General features: G+C 56.2%; 24 protein-coding genes and 3 pseudogenes. 13 read left to right on the top strand and 14 right to left on the bottom strand.

Features of this window, described 5'->3' with window-relative positions; translation table 11 throughout:
• Positions 1-25: 25 nt before the first annotated feature.
• The 8 genes and pseudogenes from RAC79_RS23825 (at position 26) to RAC79_RS23790 (ending at position 9889) form a co-directional block, all read left to right on the top strand.
• Positions 26-883 carry an ABC transporter permease gene (locus tag RAC79_RS23825; protein ID WP_223216074.1) on the top strand — a complete coding sequence of 286 codons (858 nt, stop codon included), beginning with the start codon at positions 26-28 and terminating at the stop codon, positions 881-883.
• On the top strand, positions 880-2550 hold the full coding sequence (locus RAC79_RS23820; protein ID WP_374997601.1) for an ABC transporter ATP-binding protein: 1671 nt from the start codon (positions 880-882) through the stop codon (positions 2548-2550). The genes RAC79_RS23825 and RAC79_RS23820 overlap by 4 nt, the downstream gene beginning before the upstream one ends.
• A gap of 21 nt (positions 2551-2571) precedes the next feature.
• On the top strand, positions 2572-4071 hold the full coding sequence (locus tag RAC79_RS23815) for a M81 family metallopeptidase (RefSeq protein ID WP_374997608.1): 1500 nt from the start codon (positions 2572-2574) through the stop codon (positions 4069-4071).
• A 32-nt stretch (positions 4072-4103) separates the two neighbouring features.
• Entirely contained in the window at positions 4104-5264 is a 1161-nt protein-coding gene (locus tag RAC79_RS23810) for a M20 aminoacylase family protein (RefSeq protein ID WP_374997600.1), read from the top strand.
• An 81-nt stretch (positions 5265-5345) separates the two neighbouring features.
• The gene (locus RAC79_RS23805; protein ID WP_374997599.1) at positions 5346-6476 is read left to right on the top strand and encodes a M20/M25/M40 family metallo-hydrolase; all 1131 of its coding nucleotides are present in this window, start codon (positions 5346-5348) and stop codon (positions 6474-6476) included.
• 10 nt (positions 6477-6486) lie between these two features.
• Positions 6487-7911, top strand: a complete 1425-nt coding sequence (locus RAC79_RS23800; RefSeq protein ID WP_374997598.1) for an amidase — start codon at positions 6487-6489, stop codon at positions 7909-7911.
• Positions 7912-8709: 798 nt separating this feature from the next.
• Positions 8710-9174 (top strand): annotated as a pseudogene (locus tag RAC79_RS23795) (CorA family divalent cation transporter); the annotation flags it as partial.
• A gap of 436 nt (positions 9175-9610) precedes the next feature.
• Positions 9611-9889 (top strand): HU family DNA-binding protein, encoded by a 279-nt coding sequence (locus RAC79_RS23790; RefSeq protein WP_374997597.1) that lies wholly within the window; start codon positions 9611-9613, stop codon positions 9887-9889.
• A 255-nt stretch (positions 9890-10144) separates the two neighbouring features.
• Here the strand turns inward: RAC79_RS23790 and RAC79_RS23785 are convergent, their stop codons facing one another.
• The 5 genes and pseudogenes from RAC79_RS23785 to RAC79_RS23765 form a co-directional block, all read right to left on the bottom strand.
• Positions 10145-10285, bottom strand: coding sequence for a hypothetical protein (locus RAC79_RS23785; protein WP_374997596.1), 141 nt, complete (start codon positions 10283-10285; stop codon positions 10145-10147).
• Between the two features lie 55 nt (positions 10286-10340).
• Positions 10341-10664, bottom strand: coding sequence for a DUF736 family protein (locus RAC79_RS23780; RefSeq protein ID WP_034499714.1), 324 nt, complete (start codon positions 10662-10664; stop codon positions 10341-10343).
• A gap of 580 nt (positions 10665-11244) precedes the next feature.
• Positions 11245-11664: a hypothetical protein gene (locus RAC79_RS23775; RefSeq protein ID WP_374997595.1), complete on the bottom strand. Its 420-nt coding sequence runs from the start codon at positions 11662-11664 to the stop codon at positions 11245-11247.
• Positions 11654-11914 carry a type II toxin-antitoxin system Phd/YefM family antitoxin gene (locus RAC79_RS23770; protein ID WP_374997594.1) on the bottom strand — a complete coding sequence of 87 codons (261 nt, stop codon included), beginning with the start codon at positions 11912-11914 and terminating at the stop codon, positions 11654-11656. The genes RAC79_RS23775 and RAC79_RS23770 overlap by 11 nt, the downstream gene beginning before the upstream one ends.
• 83 nt (positions 11915-11997) lie before the next feature.
• Positions 11998-12336, bottom strand: a pseudogene (locus RAC79_RS23765) (DUF2493 domain-containing protein); the annotation flags it as partial.
• A gap of 556 nt (positions 12337-12892) precedes the next feature.
• On the opposite strand from RAC79_RS23765, the gene RAC79_RS23760 reads away from it, so the two are divergent.
• The 3 genes from RAC79_RS23760 to RAC79_RS23750 all read left to right on the top strand — a co-directional run bounded on the left by RAC79_RS23760 (position 12893) and on the right by RAC79_RS23750 (position 14887).
• On the top strand, positions 12893-13318 hold the full coding sequence (locus tag RAC79_RS23760) for a PPC domain-containing protein (RefSeq protein WP_374997593.1): 426 nt from the start codon (positions 12893-12895) through the stop codon (positions 13316-13318).
• An 821-nt stretch (positions 13319-14139) separates the two neighbouring features.
• Positions 14140-14376, top strand: coding sequence for a hypothetical protein (locus RAC79_RS23755; protein ID WP_374997592.1), 237 nt, complete (start codon positions 14140-14142; stop codon positions 14374-14376).
• 16 nt (positions 14377-14392) lie between these two features.
• Positions 14393-14887 carry a hypothetical protein gene (locus RAC79_RS23750; RefSeq protein ID WP_374997591.1) on the top strand — a complete coding sequence of 165 codons (495 nt, stop codon included), beginning with the start codon at positions 14393-14395 and terminating at the stop codon, positions 14885-14887.
• A gap of 657 nt (positions 14888-15544) precedes the next feature.
• Here the strand turns inward: RAC79_RS23750 and rpsU are convergent.
• The 5 genes from rpsU to RAC79_RS23725 form a co-directional block, all read right to left on the bottom strand.
• A complete protein-coding gene (gene rpsU, locus RAC79_RS23745) occupies positions 15545-15775 on the bottom strand; it encodes a 30S ribosomal protein S21 (protein WP_374997590.1) in 231 nt (76 codons plus the stop codon).
• A 118-nt stretch (positions 15776-15893) separates the two neighbouring features.
• Complete coding sequence (locus tag RAC79_RS23740; protein WP_374997589.1) at positions 15894-16313, bottom strand: helix-turn-helix domain-containing protein; 420 nt, start codon at positions 16311-16313, stop codon at positions 15894-15896.
• A gap of 364 nt (positions 16314-16677) precedes the next feature.
• Positions 16678-18345 (bottom strand): hypothetical protein, encoded by a 1668-nt coding sequence (locus RAC79_RS23735; RefSeq protein ID WP_374997588.1) that lies wholly within the window; start codon positions 18343-18345, stop codon positions 16678-16680.
• Entirely contained in the window at positions 18329-18586 is a 258-nt protein-coding gene (locus tag RAC79_RS23730; RefSeq protein ID WP_374997587.1) for a hypothetical protein, read from the bottom strand. Before RAC79_RS23730 ends, RAC79_RS23735 begins: the two co-directional genes overlap by 17 nt.
• Positions 18587-18791: 205 nt before the next feature.
• Positions 18792-19370: a recombinase family protein gene (locus tag RAC79_RS23725; RefSeq protein WP_374997586.1), complete on the bottom strand. Its 579-nt coding sequence runs from the start codon at positions 19368-19370 to the stop codon at positions 18792-18794.
• Positions 19371-19499: 129 nt separating this feature from the next.
• Between RAC79_RS23725 and RAC79_RS23720 the strand changes: the two genes are divergently transcribed.
• Positions 19500-20177, top strand: coding sequence for a hypothetical protein (locus RAC79_RS23720; protein ID WP_374997585.1), 678 nt, complete (start codon positions 19500-19502; stop codon positions 20175-20177).
• A 20-nt stretch (positions 20178-20197) separates the two neighbouring features.
• Here RAC79_RS23720 and RAC79_RS23715 read toward each other — a convergent pair whose 3' ends face one another.
• The 3 genes from RAC79_RS23715 to RAC79_RS23705 all read right to left on the bottom strand — a co-directional run bounded on the left by RAC79_RS23715 (position 20198) and on the right by RAC79_RS23705 (position 22341).
• Entirely contained in the window at positions 20198-20956 is a 759-nt protein-coding gene (locus tag RAC79_RS23715; protein WP_374997584.1) for a hypothetical protein, read from the bottom strand.
• A gap of 123 nt (positions 20957-21079) precedes the next feature.
• Positions 21080-21823 carry a hypothetical protein gene (locus RAC79_RS23710; protein ID WP_374997583.1) on the bottom strand — a complete coding sequence of 248 codons (744 nt, stop codon included), beginning with the start codon at positions 21821-21823 and terminating at the stop codon, positions 21080-21082.
• A 32-nt stretch (positions 21824-21855) separates the two neighbouring features.
• On the bottom strand, positions 21856-22341 hold the full coding sequence (locus tag RAC79_RS23705) for a hypothetical protein (RefSeq protein WP_374997582.1): 486 nt from the start codon (positions 22339-22341) through the stop codon (positions 21856-21858).
• A gap of 218 nt (positions 22342-22559) precedes the next feature.
• Between RAC79_RS23705 and RAC79_RS23700 the strand changes: the two genes are divergently transcribed.
• Positions 22560-23273, top strand: a complete 714-nt coding sequence (locus RAC79_RS23700) for a helix-turn-helix transcriptional regulator (protein WP_374997581.1) — start codon at positions 22560-22562, stop codon at positions 23271-23273.
• Here RAC79_RS23700 and RAC79_RS23695 read toward each other — a convergent pair.
• Positions 23274-23478 (bottom strand): annotated as a pseudogene (locus RAC79_RS23695) (hypothetical protein); the annotation flags it as partial.

Raw genomic sequence — 23478 nt, 5'->3', positions numbered from 1 at the left:
CAATTCCACGCTTTTTGGTGCCGCCATGCGGCTGCCCGTCTTCGCCGGCAGAAAAAAACGCGGACGAGCTGTCCTCGTCCCTGCCATCGCGCTCGCAATCCTTGTCCTGATCATTCTCATGGCTGTTCTCGCGCCATGGCTTGCTCCGCATGATCCCGTGGCCATGACACCCTCTGCCCGCCTCAAGCCCGCCAGCGACATCTACCCGCTCGGTTCCGATGCCTACGGACGGGACCTGCTGTCGCGAGTGCTCTATGGGGCTCGCATCTCCCTTTTTATTGGTATCGGAGCGACTGTCATCTCGGTGGCTGTCGGACTGGGCATCGGCCTTGTCTCCGGCTTCTTTCGGTTCCTCGACGCCGTGGTCATGCGGATAATGGACGCGCTGATGGCAATTCCAAGCCTGTTGCTCGCCATCGCCGTGGTTTCGCTGACCGGGGCAAATATCTGGACCGTGATGTTCGCCATTACCGTCCCAGAAATTCCTCGCGTCGTGCGTCTTGTTCGCTCGGTGGTGTTGACAGCACGCGAAGAACCTTACGTCGAGGCCGCGATCGCTGCCGGCTCCAGCCTTCCGAAAATCCTCTGGCGGCATCTGATGCCGAATACCCTGGCACCGCTCATCGTGCAGGCCACCTATGTCTGCGCCTCGGCAATCCTTACAGAAGCGATCCTGTCTTTTCTCGGGGCGGGTGTTTCCACCGAAATCCCGACCTGGGGAAATATCATGGCCGAGGGACGCGCCTATTTCCAGATCAATCCGCAATTGATCTTCTGGCCAGGTCTGGTGCTCTCGCTCTGCATTCTCTCCATCAACCTTCTCGGTGATACGGCGCGCGATCTGCTCGATCCGCGCATGAAGAAAAGGGAGGCCGCGAAATGACGGCTGTTGCATTCGATCCCGCCACCGCGTCCGAAGTATTGCGCGTCGAGAACCTCGTCATCCGCCTGACCGGAGACGATGACAGCGTGCCGGTCCTCAACGGCATTTCGATCACCATCCGAGCCGGAGAAACTGTGTGCCTTGTGGGCGAGAGCGGTTCTGGCAAATCGGTGACCTCGCTCGCTACGATGGGGCTCCTGCCGCGAAATTCTCTTGAACCTGCAGGCGGTACAATCCTGTTCGAAGGTGAGGACCTCCTCAAGGCTGACGCCAGCCGCATGCGGGCACTGCGCTCGAAAAGTATTGCCATGATTTTCCAGGAGCCGATGACAGCACTCAACCCTGTGCTGACGGTTGGCCGGCAGATTTGCGAGGTGCTTCAGGAGCACACGGCGCTTTCAGCACGAGAGCAGAAAAGCGCCGTTCTTGAGATGATGCGGGAAGTGCATCTTCCCGATGTCGAGCGGATATTCGCAGCCTATCCTCATCAGCTCTCGGGTGGACAGCGCCAGCGTATCATGATCGCCATGGCCTTGATCCTCAAACCCAGACTGCTGATCGCCGACGAACCGACCACCGCCCTTGATGTGACGACCCAGAAGCAGATCCTCAAGCTCATCAATGAACTCCAGGAAAAGCAGGGTACCGCCGTTCTCTTTATCACCCACGACATGGGCGTAGTGGCCGAGATTGCAGACACCGTCTACGTCATGAATCGTGGCAATCTCGTCGAGAGCGGTCCGGTCGACAGGATTTTAAGCGCGCCGGAAATGGACTATACCCGCACGCTTCTTTCTTCCGTGCCAAGCCTTCAACCGCGCGAGCCGCGCCCCGCGCTCTCCGACGAGGTCGTGCTCTCGGCCTCGGAACTTGAGAAGGTGTATGGCAAAAAAGGCTTTTTCGGAAAAACCGCGGCGGGAACAAAAGCCGCGACGGACGTGTCCTTCACACTGAAGAAGGGTCGTACTCTCGGTATCGTCGGTGAAAGCGGCTCCGGCAAGTCGACCGTCGCTCGCTGTATCATGCGGCTGATCGACCCCACCTCCGGCTCGATCCGAATTTCCGGACAGGAAATCGCCGATTTCTCCCGCCGGACCCTGCAGCCATATCGCCAGCATATCCAGATGGTGTTCCAGGATCCCTATCGCTCACTCAACCCGCGCATCACGGTGGGGGAAAGTATCATCGAAGGGCCGATAAATTACGGTACGCCGAGGCCGGAGGCCCTGAAGCGAGCGCGCGAACTTCTCGCAATCGTCGGTCTGCCCCCGGATGCCGTGAGCCGCTATCCTCACCAGTTCTCAGGCGGCCAGCGCCAGCGTATCGCGATCGCCCGTGCCGTGGCCATGAACCCGAAGGTTCTCGTGGCCGACGAGGCAGTGTCGGCACTCGATGTGTCGGTTCAGGCACAGGTACTCGACCTCCTTGCGGACTTGCAGGAAAAGCTCGGTATTTCCATCCTGTTCATCACGCATGATCTTCGCGTTGCCGCCCAGATATGTGACGACGTGATCGTTATGCAGAAAGGACGCATTGTCGAATACGCCAGCGGCTACGAGGTGCTGACTAGTCCGGTTCATGCATACACCCGCCAGCTTATCGATGCCGCCCCGGGGCGGCATTGGGATTTCGCAAATTTCCGGCCGCTTGCCCCAGAAGCTGCATAATTTCCAGGAGAATGACCGATGATGCTCCGGCGTGTCGCCTTTGCCGGTTTCATTCATGAGACCAATACATTTGCTCCCACCAAAGCCACTTATGACGCCTTTCTGAAGGGATCGGGCCATTTGCCGCTCTGCCGTGGCGAGGAGATGATCGCTCTCGTCCGGGGCGCCAATACCGGTATCGAGGGCGCACTCGATTATGCCCGGCAAGCAAACTGGGAGGTTGTTCCTGTACTGCGGGCAAGCGCCGTTCCCTCTGCTCATGTTACCGAGGATGCTTTTGAGCGCATCGCCGGTGAGATCGTTGCCGGCATCGTGGCAGCGCTGCCCCTCGACGGAATCTATCTCGATCTTCATGGAGCCATGGTCTGTGAACATCTGGACGATGGCGAGGGCGAGCTTCTGGCCCGCATCAAAAGCGCAGTTGGCAACGACATACCGGTCGCTGTCAGTCTCGACCTGCACGGCAATATAACCAGGCGGTCGGTCGACATCGCCGATGTCATGATCGGTTACCGCACCTATCCGCATGTGGACATGGCCCTGACCGGCAATCGTGCCGCAGGTTTACTTGACCGCCTGATGGACGGTGAGCGTTTTGCGAAGTCATATCGCCAGATCGACTATCTGATCCCTATATCGTGGCAATGTACTGAGATGGAGCCGGCGCAATCCATCTACGGCCGGCTCGCAGGACTGGAGGAAGAGAAAACAATTGTCTCGCTCTCCTTCTTTCCCGGCTTCCCGGCTGCCGACTTCAACGATTGCGGGGCAACTGTCCTCTCCTATGGAACGACGCAGGAAGCAGCTGATCTTGCTGCTGACGAGCTGAAGGCCCTGATCGATGCCAGTGAGCCTGCCTTTGCCGGCCGCGTCTACAATGCCGATGAGGGAGTGAGGGAGGCAATACGTCTTGCCGCAACCGCTGCTAAGCCGGTCGTGCTTGCTGATACGCAGGACAATCCCGGGGCCGGTGGTGATTCCGATACGACCGGAATGTTGCGGGCCCTCATCGACAATGGTGCAGAGAACGCGGCGCTTGGCCTTCTCTATGACCCTGAGGCTGCGCTGGCAGCACAGGCAGCGGGCATCGGCGCAACAATCCGCATCGCGCTCGGCGGAAAATCCGGCATTCCCGGTGACGAGCCGCTCGAGGCCGAGTTCATCGTCGAAGCATTATCCGACGGATTGACACGCGTCACCGGTCCTTACTACGGCGACACCCTGATGCGCCTTGGACCTTCAGCGTGCCTCAGGATCGGTGGCGTTCGCGTAGCCGTCGCCTCTCACAAGGTCCAGATGGCCGACCGCGGCCTGTTCCGTTATCTCGGCATCGAACCGGAAACGTCGAGCATTCTCGTCAACAAGAGCTCGGTGCACTTCCGCGCAGATTTCGAACCGTTTGCCGAGACAATTCTCGTTTGTGCCGCACCTGGTCCAATGGCCGTGGACCCGGCTTCCCTCCCATGGAGGAGGCTTCGCCCGGGCATCCGCCTTTCCCCCCTCTCTACCGCCCTCTCCTGATCCGTCGCTTTTTTGATCTCAAGGATACAGCAATGCCCGTTATAGAGAAAATTGCCGCCTGGCACGATGAAATGACCGCCCTTCGCCGTGACATTCACGCTCATCCGGAAATCGGTTTTGAGGAGATACGAACTTCCGCCATCGTTGCCGACAGACTGGCGAGCTACGGCATCGAGGTGCATCGCGGCATCGGCAAGACCGGCGTTGTCGGCGTTTTGAAGGGAGCGAAGGGGAGCGGACGTACCATCGGCCTGCGCGCCGACATGGACGCGCTGCCGATGGAGGAGCGTACCAACCTGCCATATTCGTCGAAAATCGCGAACCGCTTCCACGGCTGCGGCCACGACGGTCACACGACCATGTTACTTGGTGCAGCGCGCTACCTCGCCGAAACCCGCAATTTTGCCGGCACGGCCGTATTCATCTTTCAGCCCGGCGAAGAAGGCTGTGGTGGCGCTCGCGCCATGCTGGCAGACGGCCTGTTTGAACGTTTCCCCTGTGACGAGCTCTACGGGTTGCACAATATGCCGAATGAGGAGCCAAACAAGATCGGCATCAAGCCGGGCACCGCCATGGCCGGCGCGGATTTCTTCGATTTTCACATCAAGGGACGCGGCAGCCACGGTGCGCGTCCCGAAGGGTCCAAAGATCCCGTGATTGTCGCAACTCATCTGGTCTCGGCCCTGCAATCGATCGTGTCGCGAAACATTTCTCCACTTCGCTCGGCAGTGCTGTCGGTCACGCAGATTCATGCCGGCTCCGCCTACAATGTTGTTCCGGAAGAAGCGACGATCTCCGGCACCGTGCGTTATCTCGACCGCGAGGTGAATGAACAGATCCGTGAGCGTATGCGCGCCATCGCAGCCGGCCTTGCCGCGTCTTTCGAAGTCGAAATTGTAACAGACATTCGCAATGTCTTCGACGTCCTCATCAACACGGAAGAACTTGTCGAGGGCTTCGCTGATGCCGCCCGCGACATCGTGGGTGCAGACCTTGTCTATACGAAGGACGAACCTGTCATGGGCAGCGAGGACTTTGCCGATATGCTCTACCAGGTACCCGGCGTCTACTGCACCGTTGGCCATGCCGGATCGGTGCAGCTGCACAATCCGGGCTTTGTTCTGGATGACAATATTCTGCCGGTTGGTGCGAGCCTTCTGGCGCGTGTCGTCGAAAAACGTCTGGCCGCCTGACGCCCCTGCCCTGCCACGAGATCGGGATTGCCCCCTCCCTTGAGCGCGGGCGTCCCGTCACGATGAAACGAGCCCCCTATTATGGATTTCACCGAACTTCCCTTTGATACTGACGCCATGCTGAAGCGTCTGAGGCCCTGGATAGAATGCGAAAGCCCGACATTCGATGCTGCAGCCGTGGATCGCATGATGGATCTTGCGGCCACCGATTTCGCAACGATTGGCGCCACAATAGAACGAATCCCAGGCCGTATGGGACTTGGCGGCAGCTTGCGTGCACGTTTTGGCGACACGCACGGCACGCCTGGAATTCTCGTCTCCGGTCATCTCGATACGGTTCACCCGGTTGGCACGCTGAAAGAACTTCCCTTTCGTACCGACGGGAAGCGTGCCTATGGGCCGGGCATACTCGACATGAAGGGCGGCAATTTTCTGGTATTGGAAGCATTGAGGCAGCTTCTGCACACGGGCATCGGCACCCGCCTTCCCGTCACTGTCTTGCTGACCCCCGATGAAGAGATCGGCACACCATCGACGCGGGACCTGATCGAGGCTGAAGCCCGGCGCAACAAATACGTCCTGGTCCCCGAACCAGCTCGGGAGGAGAACGGGGTGGTCACCGGTCGCTATGCCATCGCCCGCTACAACCTGGTGGCACGCGGCAGACCCTCGCATGCCGGCGTTTCGCCGAAATCCGGGCGGTCTGCAATTCGCGAAATGGCCCGCAGGGTAATTGAGATAGATGCAATGAGCGACGACGACTGCACTTTTTCCGTTGGCGTCATACATGGCGGGCAATGGGTCAATTGTGTCTCTTCGCTGTGTACAGCCGAGGCGCTGTCCATGGCGAAAACCGATGAAGATCTCGCTTCCGGTGTCGGCCGGATTCTCGATTTATCAGGAATTGAAAACGAGGTGGAGTTCTCGGTCACCTGCGGCGTCACCAGACCAGTCTGGCTCCCGGACCGACCGGAAACCATCGCGCTTTACGAAAAGGCTCGCTTGCTTGCCGACAGTCTTGGCGTTTGCCTTCCCCACGGCAGTTCAGGCGGCGGTTCGGATGGCAATTTTACGGGCGCGCTTGGCATTGCCACGCTTTGTGGCCTGGGGCTGCGCGGCGCAGGTTATCACACTCTCGAAGAGCACATCGAAATTGAAAGCCTGGTCGATCGCGGCAGGCTGATGGCCGGCCTTCTGGCGACGCTGGATTGAGGACAGAGTAATGACAGGCGACATCACCCGGCTCTCCGCAGCCGCGCTTTCCAGGGCAATCCACCTGCGGCAGGTTTCCTGCCATTCCGTAATGGAAGCTTACCTCGATCGCATCGACAGTCTCAATCCGGCCGTGAATGCGATCGTCTTTCGTCGACCAAGCACAGAGTTGCTGGAGGAGGCGCGCGCCTGTGACCGGGAACTTGAGGAAGGGCGCTCGCGCGGCTGGATGCACGGGTTTCCCCAGGCGGTCAAAGATCTCTCCGAAGTTGAGGGCCTGCCGTGCTCCTGGGGGTCGCCGCTCTTTGCCAATTTTGTTTCCACCGCCGATAGTCTCCATGTGGAACGTGTTCGCGCCGCCGGCGCGATTTTCATTGGCAAGACCAACACGCCCGAATTTGGCCTTGGGTCCCATACGACCAACCCTGTCCATGGCCCAACCCGAAACCCCTATGACAAATCCAGAAGCGCCGGCGGTTCTTCCGGTGGCGCGGCGGCGGCGCTCGCCTGCCGGATGCTGCCGGTCGCAGATGGCTCTGATATGATGGGCTCGCTGCGCAATCCTGCCGCCTTTAACAACGTTATCGGCTTCCGGCCGAGCTTCGGGAGGGTGCCGGGCGCAAAAGGGAATGAGCTTTTCCTCGGCCAGCTTGCCACTTCAGGCCCCATGGGCAAGACGGTGGAAGACACCGCTTTGCTTCTCGCAACGCAGGCAGGTTATGAGCGCCGCGACCCGCTATCCCTGGCGGACGAAAGCATGGCAATCCGCGGTCCTGCGGCAACCAAGGGAATGAAAGTCGCCTGGTTTGGTGATTTCGGTGGATATCTTCCTTTTGAGCCCGGGGTTCTGGATGTTGATCGCAAGGCTCTCGCCGTTCTCGCGAACATGGGCTGCGATATCGATGAACTCGTGCCGGATTTCGAACTCCCGAAACTCTGGGAAGCGTGGATGAAATTGCGCAGCTTCAGCGTGACCCATGGCCTGCGCGCCATTTATGACCAGCCGGAAACAAGGTCGCTTCTTAACCGGCAGCAGATGTTTGAATTCGGCATCGCGCTTTCGTGCAGTGCCGCCGATATCTTCAATGCGTCCTCCGTCCGGACAGCCTGGTACCAGTATCTCTGCAGATTGTTTGAACGGTATGATTTCATCTTGATGCCGAGTGCGCAGGTGTTCCCTTTCAATGTCGACCTCTCATGGCCGACCGAAATCGACGGCAAATCCATGGACACCTATCATCGCTGGATGGAGGTCGTGATCGGTCCGACGCTGGCTGGACTTCCCGTGGCGGCCGTTCCCGCGGGTTTCGGCAAAAATGGGCTACCGACTGGCATACAGTTGGTTGGACCACCACGAGATGACCGGGCAACCCTGGAATTTGCACTGGCCTATGAGCAGTCCGCTGATATCCGGACGGGGGATGCAGTCGCGTAATTGCCTGGCGCGCTTTATGCCGTGCATTGAAGCGTGAGCCTGCTTGAAGGCGAGAGACCGGATGCTTCGATAATTTTTGGCGCGGTGAGACTGAAACCTCGCAGTCAAGGCGCCCCGGGAACGCTCCAAGACTATAACTCCAGCTTGCCGGGAAATCCAGTTTTGAGCTGTTCAATTGCAAGCTGCTGCGCCGTTCTTATCGCGCCTGACGCCGGGCGTTGGCCGCTCCCGGATGCACAGCGATATCGACAACGGTTGAATGCCGGCAATGCGGCCGGGCCAAACAACGGGGCAGGTCAGAAGCCGCAGCCAATTATCTTGGCTACAGTCGGTCCAAGATTGCCGGTTCTGCGGGCGACTGACTGGAAGGTGCCCCTCCTACTCCTGCGCACGACATTCGTCTCGCTTACAGGGTATCGCCGGTTCAAGCCCGCGGCGGGCGGCTTGATCCGGCGACAATGCCGGTTATTGCGCCGGCAGTTCGATGCTATTGGCCGAGGCCGAACTCCCCGGTGGCAGGCAGAGAACGAGCCTTGAGAACCTTTATACCTAAACTTCTCGCGCAATCTTCGGCGGACCGAGCTCCGGCGTCGCCGCCCCTTCCCGACCGTCTATCAGTTTCTGCCGTCTTGTTCGAGAGCACCCCGAACTTCTGCGGTTTTGGCGAAGCTAACTTGTCCGCCGATTTACCTTTTTTATTTGATGCGGGCAGAGATCAGCATTTGATGCCTTCGGCATCCCTTGTCACGGCTATATCAAGATGGCACATCTGGGAAGGCTCATCTAACTGCGATTTTCATGACAGTCATAGCTTCCTACATCTACCGCCTTGGCAAGCGTGCCGAAGAACTCCCCTTGACTGGCCGACCGTTCCCCGAGAGGGACGGCGAGTTTGCCTGGATCGGTATCACCGACCCGACCGTCGAGGAAATGGCGAGCCTGAAGTCGATGTTTGACCTGCATCCGCTTGCCGTCGAAGACGCACTGAACGGGAGGCAGGTGCCGAAAGTTGAGGTGTACGGCAATCAGCTCTTCGTCATCATCAAGACCGCTCATCTTGAGGGCGACAAGATTGCCTATGGCGAAACCTGTATTTTCGTCGGACGGCACCATGTGATTTCGGTCCGGCATGGTTCGGCACGCTCCCACAAGGAATTGAGGGAGCATCTCGAACAGTCTCCGCAACTCCTCGAACATGGCCCGGACTATGTCCTGCACGGTATCATCGATTTCGTCGTCGACGGTTATCTGCCGATGGTCGAGTTCGGCCCGCAGCTCTTCAATGTGTTGTTCCAGAAGCATCGTCGTCATCTCCTTGACGTTTGTGAAAGACGACGGGCGCGGTCGTGGGGGCGTGGCGGGGTCAGGGATCGCGGAACGCGACCGCCAGCGGCGGCGAGCGGGGGTGCCGATTTTGTCGGAGTGCAGGTGACCGGAGCGGAGGCAAAATTGGAAGCACCGCTCGTGCTTGAGGCCGTCATGCACCCATGGCATCCTCGGACGGACTGAGCAGACCTTCCTCTCCGCATAGGACCCCAACACGAGGACAGGCTTGCCCGTCTTCGTGTTACTGTACGTGACCAGGTAAATAACTGTGGAGAGCCCAGGCTTTCCGAACGAATTTCCGCGGCGTGCCGATGACAGTGGCGGTCGACGATGTCAGGGATTCAGCATCTGAAACGGTGCGGAGAACATAATTATGACTACAACCAACGAAATCGCCGACAAGATCGCAAGCGAGCACGGGCTTACCAAGACACAGGGAAAAGCCATCGTGGAGGCTGTGATCGCTTCCATCACCGCGGCGGCAGTGGCTGGCAACGAAACCTCGCTGCCCGGCTTTGGCAAGTTCAAGGTCAAGGAAACGCCGGAGCGCGAGGCCCGCAATCCTGCGACGGGCGCAACAATCAAGGTCGCCGCGGCGAAAAAACTGGCGTTCACGCCAGCTAAGGCTCTGAAGGATGCGCTGAACAAATAATCTTGCTCGCCAGACAAAAAATAGCCCGGCGCCGTGCCGGACTAGTTTTCCTGCGCGTTTGCGTCGGGCGCCGGATATCCCATGGAGAATATCCTGGATGATCGTGTTGCTGACCGCGTGATGCGGCCCACGGGCGTGATCGTCCAGCAGCTTGTGAATAATGGCGGATGCAAAGGGTAAGAAGTCGAAACCCCGTGCAATTGCTGCTGTGCGCAGTTTCGACGGTGTTTCGAACTCCCGGAAGGCCGCACCCAGCTAGAGATCCAGTTCCTCATCTTCGGCGTCAGGAAATGCCTGGAGGAAGAACGTCTGAAGCGGGCGGTCGTAACCGATCGTGCCATCCGGGTCTGAGTGGCGGGTTGCGGTTCGGGTGAGAGTAATCGTGTAGCGGCTCATAGCGGCCTCCTTTGAAATGGGGACGCCGGCCCGATAGCGGGGCCGGCGATCTGGATCAGGCCGGGCTGTTCCAGAGGATGACCTTCTTGCCCGGCTCGCCGCCGGGCGCCGGGGCGACGTTGCCGAAGATCACGCCGATCTCAGGCGCTTCGAGCTTGGTCGAGATGTATTCCTCGCCGGTCTGGCGGGAGATGCGGTTCCAGCCTGCGCCGATCTCAAAGCCGGTCTTGCGATGGATGATGCGGTAATCAGGAGCCTCTTCGCTCGCCTTGCTGGCATTCGGGACGAGGGCGATTGGGGCGTTGACCCGGATGGTGGCGAAGACGCCTTCGAGAGTGCCGTCGGTCTTTTCGGTGAGGGTTGCGATCGTGGTAGCCATGGGATTGTCTCCTTCGTTGCATCGGGACCATTCCCGATGGCGCCCGAAGAAGGGGCTGCGCCGCAGGCGTCACCGAAGCTTTAGCGGAGAGGAACCCCCTTGCGGGGTTGACGCTGATCGCGGGCCGTCCCTTAGAAAGGCGACATAAAGAACGGGAATGGTCCTTGATTGCGATGTCGGCAGAAGACCTCGCCTTGGCTGCCCTTTGCGGACCCGCTGACTGCCGCGCTCGTCGCTCGCATCGATGGGTGTTCGGGTTTCCGAATGCTGACCTGCAACCAGCTGGACGCGGCGCGAGCGACCAGCACCGTTCCTGTCCCTTCGTCATTATCAGAGATGACTTTGGTCGGTGTGGCGCTCGATTGCCGTGCGCTCTGGCGCGACTGCAGTTCGGGTGAAGTGAGATCACAACACCGGTTTGGTTCCCAAGCATCGCTCCCGCGCGGGTGATGATCAGAACGGTAGCTGCCGAAAACACCCGCCAGTCGGATAGTTGCCTCATGAGGACGGCCTCCGACGTGGATGGCGCCGACGATGTAGCGCCGGAGATGTGCCGGATGATGACCGTTTCGATCGCCGCTCAATCGAGGCGGTTGACCCGGCTGGTTCGGCCGCGCGTCTCGGCAAACAGTCGGGCGATTTTCATCATGAAGGATTTGCTGAAGCGGCCGAGGATATCTTGGCGCGGCTCGATGTACCAGGAGCGTTCGACGATGTCGTAATTGTATTCGTCGATCATGATCCAGCACCGCTTCAGATCGCTCAAGCCCGCGCGCTTGCGCTCGATATCCGGGATCTCCAGAGCGATCCGGCCCGTCTGCGGCGGTTGGGTGGTGATGGCGAGAAGAGCAAGGTGCGTATCTCCGTCGGCGCCACTTCGGATTGCGATGACGACGCAGACGGGCCGGTGCTTTCGGCCCTCGGTTTCGCCGCGCTGCTGCTGCCAGGCCCAGAGGTACGGGTAAGAGATGACCTCGCCGGGCCGGAATTCATGGCTCATCGTCATAGCCTTCGCCACGCGCCAGGCGATCGATCGCCTCGTCGAACAGGGCTGCATGCTCGTCGGGCATGTCCGAGATAGAATAGGCGCGGCGGGGATTGCCGCCAGCGCTCATGCGCTCATAGTGCTCGTAGCTCATCAGCACGAAACGCGGCTTCTTGTGCCGGGTGAGCATCACCGGCTCGCGGCTCGCGGCGTCAGTAATATCGCCAATTTGTTTGTTCAAGTCGCCTGTCGTGAATTGTTTCATGGCTATCGTCTCCAATACCATTACCCATATAATCCAATTTCACCATTTTTTCCATCTTTTCCATATTTAAAGGAAAACGGCGCTCACGCGCCGTCTCCTGAAGCCTGCCAGACCGCAATACCGAGGCGACGCGCCTTGTCGGCGAGGTTGCCAGTGATGCCGTTTCCAGGAAAGACGATCAATCCGGCTGGCATCACCGACAGCATCTCGTCGTTGCACCGGAAGGGGGCGGCTTTGGCGTGCCTGGTCCAGTTGGGCTTGAAGGCGATCTGCGTGACCGTGCGGGCCCCCGCCCAGCAGGCGGCGAAGCGTTCGGCGCCTTTCGGCGAGCCGCCGTGCAGCAGGACCATGTCGGCGAGCCGCCGACAGATATCCAGATATCGGCACCGATAAAAATAGGCGTCCTGAAATCTCCACCCACCACCATTGATGAGTCTTCCCTGGACGCGAAAACCCACTCCCTGGCGATAGCATCTCCAGTGACGAAGATGATGCTAGCCCAGTCATTATCGACGCTGCCGCATTTCAAATCGCCAAAGACAACGAGGGTAACATGCCCATCGCCCCCTTCAATGCATGTTGAGAATTTGCCACTGACATGCAGGTCCCCGTCAATCACGGTGATCCACGAAGGCGGGGCGAAATCCCCGTCAACCTCCAGATCGCCGCGACGAATGCATGCGTCCGCAGTGTCATTTTGGGGACCTCCCGGAACCAACTGAAACCTCAGAAGGGCCTCGGCCACGGCAGGGTTGGGCAGCTCTCGCGATCTCCGGACTACAAATTCATGCCACTCCGCTGACGTTACACTGCTCAAGTGCACCAGTTCTCTCCTCTTTCGTCCAACGTAACTGAACGCCTGCCTGCCACCGGAAGCGGACCTCAGATGGCTGATATAAACATGTCCAGCAGGGTCGGTTTGCGTACAAACGGCTTCACGGAGTACTTTGCAGCAGTGGACTGTTTGGAGAGGGAATGATGCCGGAAAGACTTTTACCAGTTTTGCGTCTGTTGTCGGTCGTCATCGCGCTGCTAGGCCCGGCGGGCATGCCCGCTTTTGCAGAATCTCGTTACGTCGCGGCAGGCACAGCTGAACAGCCTGGCGATTTGGGTGAGGTCAAGGATGTCCTGACCTTCAGCGGGCGAACCGGCGAAGGGCCGATGAGAGACGCATGGTTCTCATTCACGCTCCCGAGGGCCGGCCGCGCCAGGATCGCGGTAGACCAACCAGACGTCACATTCGATCTTCGCCTGCCTGGCAGTCGAGGCGTCGATGGCGTTGTGATCAGTACCGCCTTCTCGCGTGAGGCCAGCATAGAGTACGAAGTGGATGCGGGAACGTATCTGTTGCGAACCTATGCGGACACGTCCTCAAGTTGTACCGTCACCCAGAAGGCAAACTGAGACAGGCACGGATCGAGTGGCTGGCCTGGCACTCAAATGGCTGGCAGCATGAATGACAAGAGGCGGCAAACTATCCGCCCGCCCTGAAATGACCGCTGTCGGAATTGCCGCTCATAGTCCTGACGTCCAAAAACGGCGTCGGAAGCCGAACGGGCAGTTCGGGTGGAACCATCATTGAGGAAATCATAGATATCGGCAGGCATTGGCTGTGCGTTGTCACGTAACCTGACGCACAATTAGATAAATGGATTGCAGGTCGCCAGCGAATCCTGCATTGCGATCAGGACGTGTCCAGAAGTCACGTTTTTGCGGACCCGGCCAGTCTTCGGGCTGGCCGGTTTTGCATAGAGCGACTCGCCAGCCAAGTCTGTTTTCAGATGCAAAAAGTGCTTCGACCTGCCCTATTGTCCCTGATCGCTTTGATGATCATCGCGCTGATTGTCGTGATTGGAGGTGTCATTGGATGGGACGCGGGGTGGATTCGTCTTGCCGATGACCATGCCCCCACGATCAGCCGCGATCATGTCTCACAGGTCCTTTCCATGGATAAAAAGTAGGCCTTACTACTCGCTCTACCTTACTTACCATTGGAACGATAACGCAGGCTGAGAAAAGCGAGCTTTTGGCTTGATGCAGGCCTACGCGGTATTCAAACACTCCGGATGGAGCAGCGACCGATCATGGTTGATTACTCCGGGGATCGCCCTTTTCGCGTATAAAATATTGCCCGGCGCTTGAGATCACTATATTATAAAGTAATCATTTGATGTCCGAATATTGATTTATAATTATTGTATTTTTGTAAAATATTGGAGACCCCATTGCGTTACGCCGTAATTTTAAGAACGACGAACGATGAAAATCCTGTTTTTGAAAGCGATGACATCACGCGTTGCCTGGGATGGATTGCCGATCAGGCAAAAACCGATCCGACAATGGCAAAGGAAGAATACAGGGTAGTTGATAGAGACTTTGAACAAAGCGTCGGAATAGAGCAGGACGAACAGGTCCTGCGCGGAAGGTGGGACATTACCTCCGGCAGCTCTGATCCCGGTTGACCGGTCGCCGTTGCCCGTGACACATCTCGCCTATGCCCATCACGCCGCGGAAGTGGCGCGCGCGCAGTTCGGCGACAAGCTTGCGCCAGCAGATGATATTTTGCCGGAGGTGCGTCTGGCCGATGCTGATATCAAGGCGCGCATCAAAGAGATTAACGACCAATTTGATGCAGCTCGGCCGAAGCGGTTCCGGGTTCGGGTAAAAAGCTATTCAACGGACAGGATATCCATCGCAGTTTCCCATGCAGAAAGCCCCGCGCGCAAAAAGCTTATGCATCTCAACAGGCGGGGCAAGACAGGGATCGAAATCATAGACGCGATCAATAGAAGCGTCCGAGAAACCGTGACAGCAAATCATGATGAGAAAATCGCGAGATGGTTCCGTTCAACCTATGGAAACGAGCTGCTCAACCCTCAGGCAATCAGTATCGATGACGGTTTCAACGTGCTCGTTATTGTGCCCGGGGACTCAAGTTCCCGCGTAATGCACAGGCCCGACCGATATCCGTAAATTATCCACCCAGCTCGCATAAGAAGGTGCGTCGCCACATATCTCGTAGCCATCGCGGAAAAACCGCCGACTATGATCGAGAAAGAGATCAAAAGTGATATTGTTTCTTGATGACCAACGAACAAGTAGAAAAACGGGAACGCCCCGCTTACTCCACAAGCCGCTGCAGACAAGTAGCCCGACCCCAACCAACGCCGCAGGTTCGCGAACAATACCCCTGCTATAAAAGCCGGTATCACGCCCATTAACCATCCAAACAGCGCTAAGAAAAGCACCTCGGAAACGGACTCAATCCGTAGTGCAAATGCAACTGTAGCGAATGTCGTGCCAAAAAGCGGGCCAATAACCATCGAAAACAAGATGATGTTCCAAGTCGTGGAGGGAGACGAACGAGACATCAGCACACCTCAAACTACGGCGGAACCCTTACCGCACTTGTGCCACTTCATCTGGTGTGCGGTCTGCCCGTCTTTCCCGTAGCAAAATCTTTTACGATCAAGCAACACTGGGTCAAGCGATCATCCGTACCGAATTGCGTCTGTGCAGCCAAAGCTTGCTTGCCTCGTGGGTCTGCAAGCACTTTCGCCGAATATAGCTCTTTCGCGCGAACCATCCCGTCCCTTGAGGGGAGGATGACCGCCGCCGCCGCAAGCGTGGTCAGTTGCCCTTTCTGGGCTTTGTTGGAACGAGGCCTTCACGTTGCATCTGCTTGCGGGCGAGCTTCCTCTGACGGCCGACTGCTTCAGCCTTTTCCCGCGCTTTTTTGATGGATGGCTTCTCGAAAGCTTCACGCAGGCGCATCTCGCGGAAAATGCCCTCGCGCTGAAGCTTCTTCTTGAGAATGCGCAGTGCTTGATCGACGTTGTTATCGCGTACTAAAACCTGCATGGGGCCTCTTGAGGTCGTAAAAAACGGTACGCCACCATACTCGGTTTAGCGTCGAAGCCAATACCGATGATTTCTCTCTAACCGACGACGTTTTGTTAAAAGGTTTTCCGGTGCGCTTTTACAGCTCGGAGGACCCCTCGTCTTGATCCGCTGCTATTGCCTTGACCATCTCGACGATACGATGACGGACCTTAGGGTCCGCAATCTTTACGAACTCCTGATTAAGCTGGAACCCTTGGGGTGAAGCCAAGAACACTTGAAGATTGTCTTGAGGCAAATCAACAAGGGATGCGTCCTGACCCGGGCTGTCTTCAAAGAAAAACGAGACTGGGACACTGAAGATACTGGCGATGTTTTGAAGTCGGCTCGCGCTGACGCGGTTGGCCCCACGCTCGTATTTCTGGATTTGCTGGAAGGTGATGCCGAGACTGTCACCGAGCCGTTCCTGGCTCATGCCGCTCATGGTCCGGCGCAGTCTGATGCGACTTCCAACATGGACGTCAATTGGATTGGGCTGTTTTTTGCCGGTTTGTGACATCATTTTCCCCTTTGTTGTGAGATGCCGCGCTGAAACGGTATGGATGAAAGTCAGGTGCACGGCAAGACAAGGGAATTGACGAGGCACATCGTACGTTTCAGCTTCGAGCGTATGAAACGTTGCTCGGATCCCACAACTCTTTGAAATTTACCCCTGCGGCCTGGACTTCCGGCCATCACAGAGAATGTGGGATGACCCGATACAGCTACCTGCTCGAACAAAGCACCTGGCCCGATTTGAACATTGGCGCGGTGCCCGATGAAATTTTTGCTGGTCTTTTCCAAACTGGAAGGTGGCGGATTTCCGGCAAACGCCTCGAATTACGGATTGAAGATAATTCGAGGCGTTTATTTAGAGGAACATCTCAGGCGGCCGAAGCGAACCGAAAGTTGTCGGACGTCAGAGACGCCAAATCGACATCCCAAAGGGTGATAGACGTGTGTGGGTCAATATTGATAATTGCATTATCGCCCGCCTGATTGCTGCCGGCGAGTATTGAGGAGAGGGAAACGGCCTGCTCTAAATGGAGTTCTATTAAATCCGTTTCCACATCAAAATCGGCGATGATGTCATGCCCACCGGTATTGGAGAAGATAAACGTGTCTTCCCCCGTCCCGCCGATAAAAAGCTGATCTCGGCCGTTGCCGGCAAGCGTATCATTACCTGCGCTACCAACGATGACCAAGGAATTGCTCGTCGAGATTTCCACAGTCGGTTTTACCTCTTCGGTTGCGACAGTGAAGTAGACATCCGCGATGTCGCGTGTTGTGCCATCGTTCAACGTATAAGAAGAGGTCAGGGGTACATCGTTCAATTGATTGGATACGGCCTGGAATGTAGCGTTGAGGGTTATCGAAGCAATTCCAAGGTCTCGCAACGAATGCAATTCGGTGGCTTCGGACAAGCCGTCCGAATTAGCGTCCTGCCAGACAAGCAGGGAGTCGTAGATTTCGTCTGATGCGTCGATAAGCCCATCGCGGTTGAGATCGTATTCCGAAAGAACTGTAAACCCGTCATGATCTTTGCTGCCGAAAAGCTCGGCGCGGGAGTCGATCATACCATTTTTGTTTTTATCGAGTGCAAGGAAGCCGTCTTCTGGAGAAATCCAACCGTGCGCAATTTCCGTCTGTTCGGTCAGATCAAATTTTGCGATGCTATCGAGTATTGAAATTGTTTGCACGCCATCGCCGTTCAAGTCGAGAACGAGAGGGTCTTCCCCAATGGTTTCGTGAATCTTCTCGATCAGATATGTGTCAAGAGTCTGAGCCAAGTTGTTTATGGTCGAAATATTATTGTCGATAGACTTGGATATACCTTCGACTACGGCCTTATTTTCCTGATAGAAATTCGCGAGATTCACAATTGCTGTCGTGAGCTGAGATAGTAAATTGATAGCGTCCCAGTCTCCTGTCGAATCCATGAGATTTTTTATTTCAGCCCAAGAGGTTTCCCCGGACAATATTTTCTCGAGACTAAGGTTGGCTGAGAAATACGAGCTGAGTGAGTTTACGGCGTTTCGGGCATCCTGGATTTTATCTCTGTAAACTCCGACAGTATCCGAATCGACCACAATGGGCTCCAGAACTGTTGTGCCATTGCTTTCGTCTGCGGCCCACTCTTGGAGTTTGTCAATTATTTCATACCAGTCGGCGTCCTGAACGAGATCAAGACCGCTGCTGATCCCGTACCCGACTGCGACACCGACGATTATTCCAGTAATGACGCCCCCGGCAGTTCCCAGTACCACAGTTCCGCCTACGTACGCGGCGACACGAGCCACTACGAAATCCGTTAGCGCCCCGCCTGCCATTTCTCCGACAAGGCCCGGGATGCCGTTTTGCTGATAGGCAACGTAAAATGAAGCCGGAGAGATTGTTGCGTAGAGCAACTTATCCATCGCGCTCGTTAATATCGCTTTGTGTTGTGGAGAAAGATGCTCGCCATAGGCAGCGTTAAAGCTGTTAAAGTAATTGTTCGCAATGCTCAGGTATTCCTGAAATGATTCGTAGTCAGGGTTATTCGTTTCTGCCATCGCCACTATCCTTCTCTATTTCGTGGACACCCTTAGAAATCTTGTTTCCCTTGTAGAATCCGATTCTCTGGAGAAGGATCGCGCCGGCGATGAGAACCGGAACGTAAAAAACCTCATTTAGACCGGCGAGAAACATTACCAGTGACGCGATAAGTAATAACAATCCGATGGTAATGCTCCAGGAAGCCCATGCGGGTAGCCAAAGAGTTCTGGATACTTTATGATTCAGACGGTTCACCATGCTTGTCGCTCCTCGAGTCCCTCAGTCAGCCCGCGTCGAAATCAAACAAAAACTATACATTTTTACTCATGAATACATTTCCTGTTTAAGTTGTAAAGTGCCTGTTTTAATAATTTGCGGTTCCCCTGGAGTTATCGATGGATGGGTCGTCGTGGCATAATGCGGGTGTCATCGAGCACCGCTCGCGGCAAGATACCTGACATCGTCAAGCTAATCGACGTATCCCTCTAAGGACCGTGCGAGGATGAACGTTGTACTTTTTTGCGACTTCCCGAACGGATCCGCCGGCATTCAGAACGCTGCGGATTTCCATGCATTGTACCTCGGTCAACGCGGGACGCCGCCCGGGCAATTTCCCTCGCGCCTTCGCAGCCGCAATGCCGGCGATCGTTCGCTCCCGGATCAGTGACTTCTCGAATTCGGCAAGGGCAGCGAGAATGTGAAATATCAACTGACCTCCCGCCGACGACGTGTCTATGCTCTCCGTCAGGGAAACGAAGCCTATCCCACGGCGCTTCAGGGAATCGACCATGGATATCAGATGAATGATTGATCGTCCGAGACGGTCAAGTCTCCATACGACCAGAATGTCGCCACGTCGAAGCGCCTTCAGCATCGAAGACAAGCCACCACGTTGTTCGTTGCTACCCGACACACCGTGATCTTCGAATATACGGTTACATCCCGCCAGACGTAGTGCGTTTCTCTGTAAATCAAGATGCTGGTCAACAGTTGAAACGCGCGCGTAACCGATCCTTGTCATGTCGCCTATGAAGCCTTCCATTTCACACATTCCAGATCACGACTTGACAGAAACGAACGGTTTCGCGGGATGGGCATTCACTCTCTCGTTCAGGTCTTGAATTTAACAATGAGAGGCAATTACGCGTAGAACGATAACCTCCCGTCCGTCGTGACAAAACCGTTCGTTTCTGTCCGTTTTGACGAACATCGATTGAAGCCTAATGTCTCATTTTCCGATCTCGTGAGGCGACTCACGGACGCGTGGCTGGAAAGTTCGAGCCAATTGGGCTCTTCAGACGTAATCTGCCGTTCTGTGAAAGACCTCCTCAAAGTCAACATGGCGCTAATCGTCGTTGACATGGCGAGAGCATCACCCGACTGGCACATGGATTTCGTCCAACAATATGGTATTCCAACGAGTCTGGTAGACGCCAAAGGCCTCCAAGCGACCGGTAGCCTCCGTGACGTTTCGATGGGTCTCGAGCGGCACGTTATTGAAGCCTGCGAAAAGGCGGTCGGAGACGGGCGACCGATTACTGGAAGGATCGATCGAGTATTTCAGGATGCACGGGTTGTCGCCAGCGGCATCGTCGTGCCCGATCCGTCGGCAAAAAAGGCGTGGTGTGTCATTCTCTGTGAGGTTCACTCCATCTCAGCCGTCGTGCAAGACGTTCGTTTCGACGACATTGATCTGTCAATTATCCAGCTACTGCGAGAAGGGCTGTCCGCGCGCAAGGTCGGCAATCTGCTCGAGTTGTCGCCGAGGACGGTGGAACACCGTATTGAACGGATGAAGGCTCGCGCCGGGATGAAATCGATTGTTCCGCTGTTGACCATGAGAATGTGACCGCCGCATCTCGTGACGGATCAGTCGCCCCGACTGACGAACTTGAGGGTGGAATTATTGTTCATTTTGTAGTCGACAATCTTGCACCCGTTTTTCTCCCGCACAGGCGCAGCCCCTTTTAAAACAAGGGTGTGCCATCCTTGCTGATGGCCAGAAACACTATACTGAGCAGGATCGCAGCCCTCCTTAAAGACATAAGCGGTTCCGCGGATCACAGTATTATCGTCGTACGGGTTCCAAGGCGCGTTGGCTTTGAATAGTAAAGCACCTGGTTTGACGGTGCCAGCGATCGACATTTTGGGATCGCGATAGATGATGGTTCCCTTACTGGGTGACACGATCACCGCCGATCCGTTGTGGTCGAAGACTTCACGGTTGTCGACCGACGTCTGCGCGTCCGAGGTGAAGTATTGATCGGTCGGCTGAGAGCCGCAGGTCGGCAACATCGTGCCGGATGAATAGAGGCGGCCATCTTCTTGACGCGTCAAATAGAAATAGTAGTTGCTGTAAGGGTCTTGAGCCACAGGACCACCTAACCCCTTATCGTAGACCGCATCAACCCACCAGGTGCACGTAGCGCCCTTGCCCTCGATTGAGAAGGTGATCCGCATCACCGTTCTCGATTTCATGTCATCGATATCGAGGTGGCACGTTTGGTCATTGCCGCAGTCCCGTGACCAGTGCCCCCGGAACTCTTCACGGCTAGCAACCCTATCCGCAGCGGCGGTCGAAGCCGAGATCGACAGCAAGAAGACAGATGTGATGACGGTCGATTGCACGCAGCGAACTCCTGTGATTTTGACGATGCCGACCACCGAGGATGGGCGGCCGGCCCTCGTGTCGCGCGACATGGATGGCAGGCGACCGCGCAAGTCATGACGTGGTTTCAAGTGTGGGCTCTGTCAGAGCTTGGGTGCCGGAGCGGCGCTGCTCGTGTTCTTCGCCCTAGCAGCATCTATCCTTTTTCGTGCGTCCTGATTATCGGTCTCGAAATCTCGGACGAGATCAAGGTGGTTCATCATGCCCATGTCGAGTTCAGTTGCTAGACCGGTCTCGGTACCGCGGACTGAAAACTCAATGTACAAGCCGCAGAAGGCCGCGCTCTTTTTGGCTTTTCCTGCGGTGTGGTCATCCAGTCCTACGGGGAAGTCGCTCGTCCCGATACAGCCGAGCGATGACTTGATTTTCTCAGCAGGCGCTTCGGCAGATGTGAATTTCCATGCCGCCCAGATGCTGTTGCCGTCGTTATTAACATATGACGGTTCGCCGAACTTTTGCATAGCTGCTGTATAGACGGCATCCGTGGATGGGCGCTCGGATGGCCTGAACTTCAGCTCACGACGGACAGCAAACAACTTGGTGCCGCTTCCGGGCCCCGTGAACGCAAACTGCATGCGTTCATGTTCCATGTCGTCAGGACGGCTCAGGTCATTGTACAAGGTCCGTCCGTTCGCAACCCACTCAGTGCCTTCCGGAAGCTTCCATTTCGAGAAGCTGTATTGGCCGTCTGGACGCAGCTCCTGATACCTGGCGACAACCTGATCGGCATTCATGCCGAGCGCCATTCCGTTAATGTCGAATTCTGCGGCATGGGAAGCCGCCGTCGCTGCACTTAAAAGCAGGGCCGATAAAATGATGTTTTTCATTTGATGCTCCAGAAGAAACGCGGATTTCGCGATTATCGACGACCGGTCCAGGCCTGCCACACGCCGCCGAGTACGAGCAGGCCAAGTGCAACGCTAGCGCTGCCCAGTGACAGTCCGCCAGACATCGAAAACTGACGCGCGGCCGTTGAGCCCAGCATCTGCGACATTTGCCTGTTCGCGTTAGTCATCTCATTCATGCCATTCAGCAGCGTTGCGATGACGTAGATCGCGCTCCCTACGGCGACCGCCAGAGCTGCAATCTCGACGACCCGTTGGTATGGTCGCAACTGCGGTGCCAGTCGGCAGCCGATACCAGCGAAAAAGGCCAACGGCTGGAGGTATGCGACGCCGCCAAGAAGATGAGGCGAAGGAAGCGCCAGGCCGCCACTGAAACCCATGACCTTGAGATTGGCGATCGGAAGTGAAATTGTCGCAACCGAGAGTGCAGCCAGTACTGCCGAAATTACGACTTTGTTCCTGTCCACGGACGGAATCGGGTTTTCATGCGTATGTGTCAAAACCAGCCCCTTGTAGATAATACGATGGGGCCGAAATCGCCCCGTCGCGGACAATCGGGGAGCCGTCTTACCGATGAGAGAATTTCCGAGGGGGAATTTACCCTGCGACGAAATTCAGGACTTCGTTTCTCGGCACATCGTCAACATGGTGCTGATAGGCCAGGGTAAAAATACCCTGTGCGGCATCATGGAATCCGGTGATTGGGAGACATCAATTTATGGATTTCATATTTTCGACAATGGCCAAAGAGACACCGTTCAGTGCGGTTACGCGCACGATGATAGACAACTGGCTCCAAACCAGCCCCGAAGATGTCGCCAGGCCGGAGGCAGTTTACAACGACATCCTCGGCCATCTTTCGATCAAGATGCGACTGACCCTGTTCACAGTGACAAGCGACAATCCAAAGAAATGGCACATGAAAGCCATCAGGCATTCCGGGTTCACTTCTCGTATTTTGAACATCAATAAAATTTTCGCCGACTGTTATGTCGAAGATTTCAAAGACCAGAAATACATGGAAGACGCGACCATTCCTAGACTTCGCCAGGTCATGGAGTTACAGCCGCCGTCCATGGAACTCGTGAAAACGCGGCTATTCGGCGTCAACCTTGATTATGATCGTATTCTGATACCGCAGAAAAATAGGGCGAGACCGCAATGGGGCATCTCATCGTCCTACGCCCAGTTCCTGCTTAGCTCGCCTCCACAACACGAGAAGCTTGTTGTCGCCTACGAGGCGATGGTCCAACTTTCAATAGAAGGGGCCACTGCGAAAGAAATCGCCGAAACGCTGGGGGCGTCGCCACGAACGGTAGAACACCGTATCGAGCGTTTGAAGATCAGCTACGGAGCGCGGCATACCTTGCATTTGATTGCCGTGCTCGTGACGGCTCATGCTGAGAACATGGCGGAACCGACATCCGGATGATCAACCGGTCGATTTCAATCCTTGGCAATGGTCACTAATCGCAATCGTTGCCTGCGAAAAGTTTTCGGCCGCAATATGTTTTCTTCCGACATCATATATCAGGTCGGGATGCGCAATCTCAATATCAAGGGGATATCCTCTAGCAATAGAAGCAAAAACTGCCCTTGATTGTTCAACCGATAAATCGCTGACGATGCCAAGGATA

The organism is Agrobacterium sp. LR_9, assembly GCF_041954855.1.
Taxonomy (GTDB): Bacteria; Pseudomonadota; Alphaproteobacteria; order Rhizobiales; family Rhizobiaceae; genus Agrobacterium; species Agrobacterium leguminum.
The sequence above is the reverse complement of the archived record's forward strand: the minus strand, read 5'-3'. Positions and strand labels throughout refer to the sequence as shown.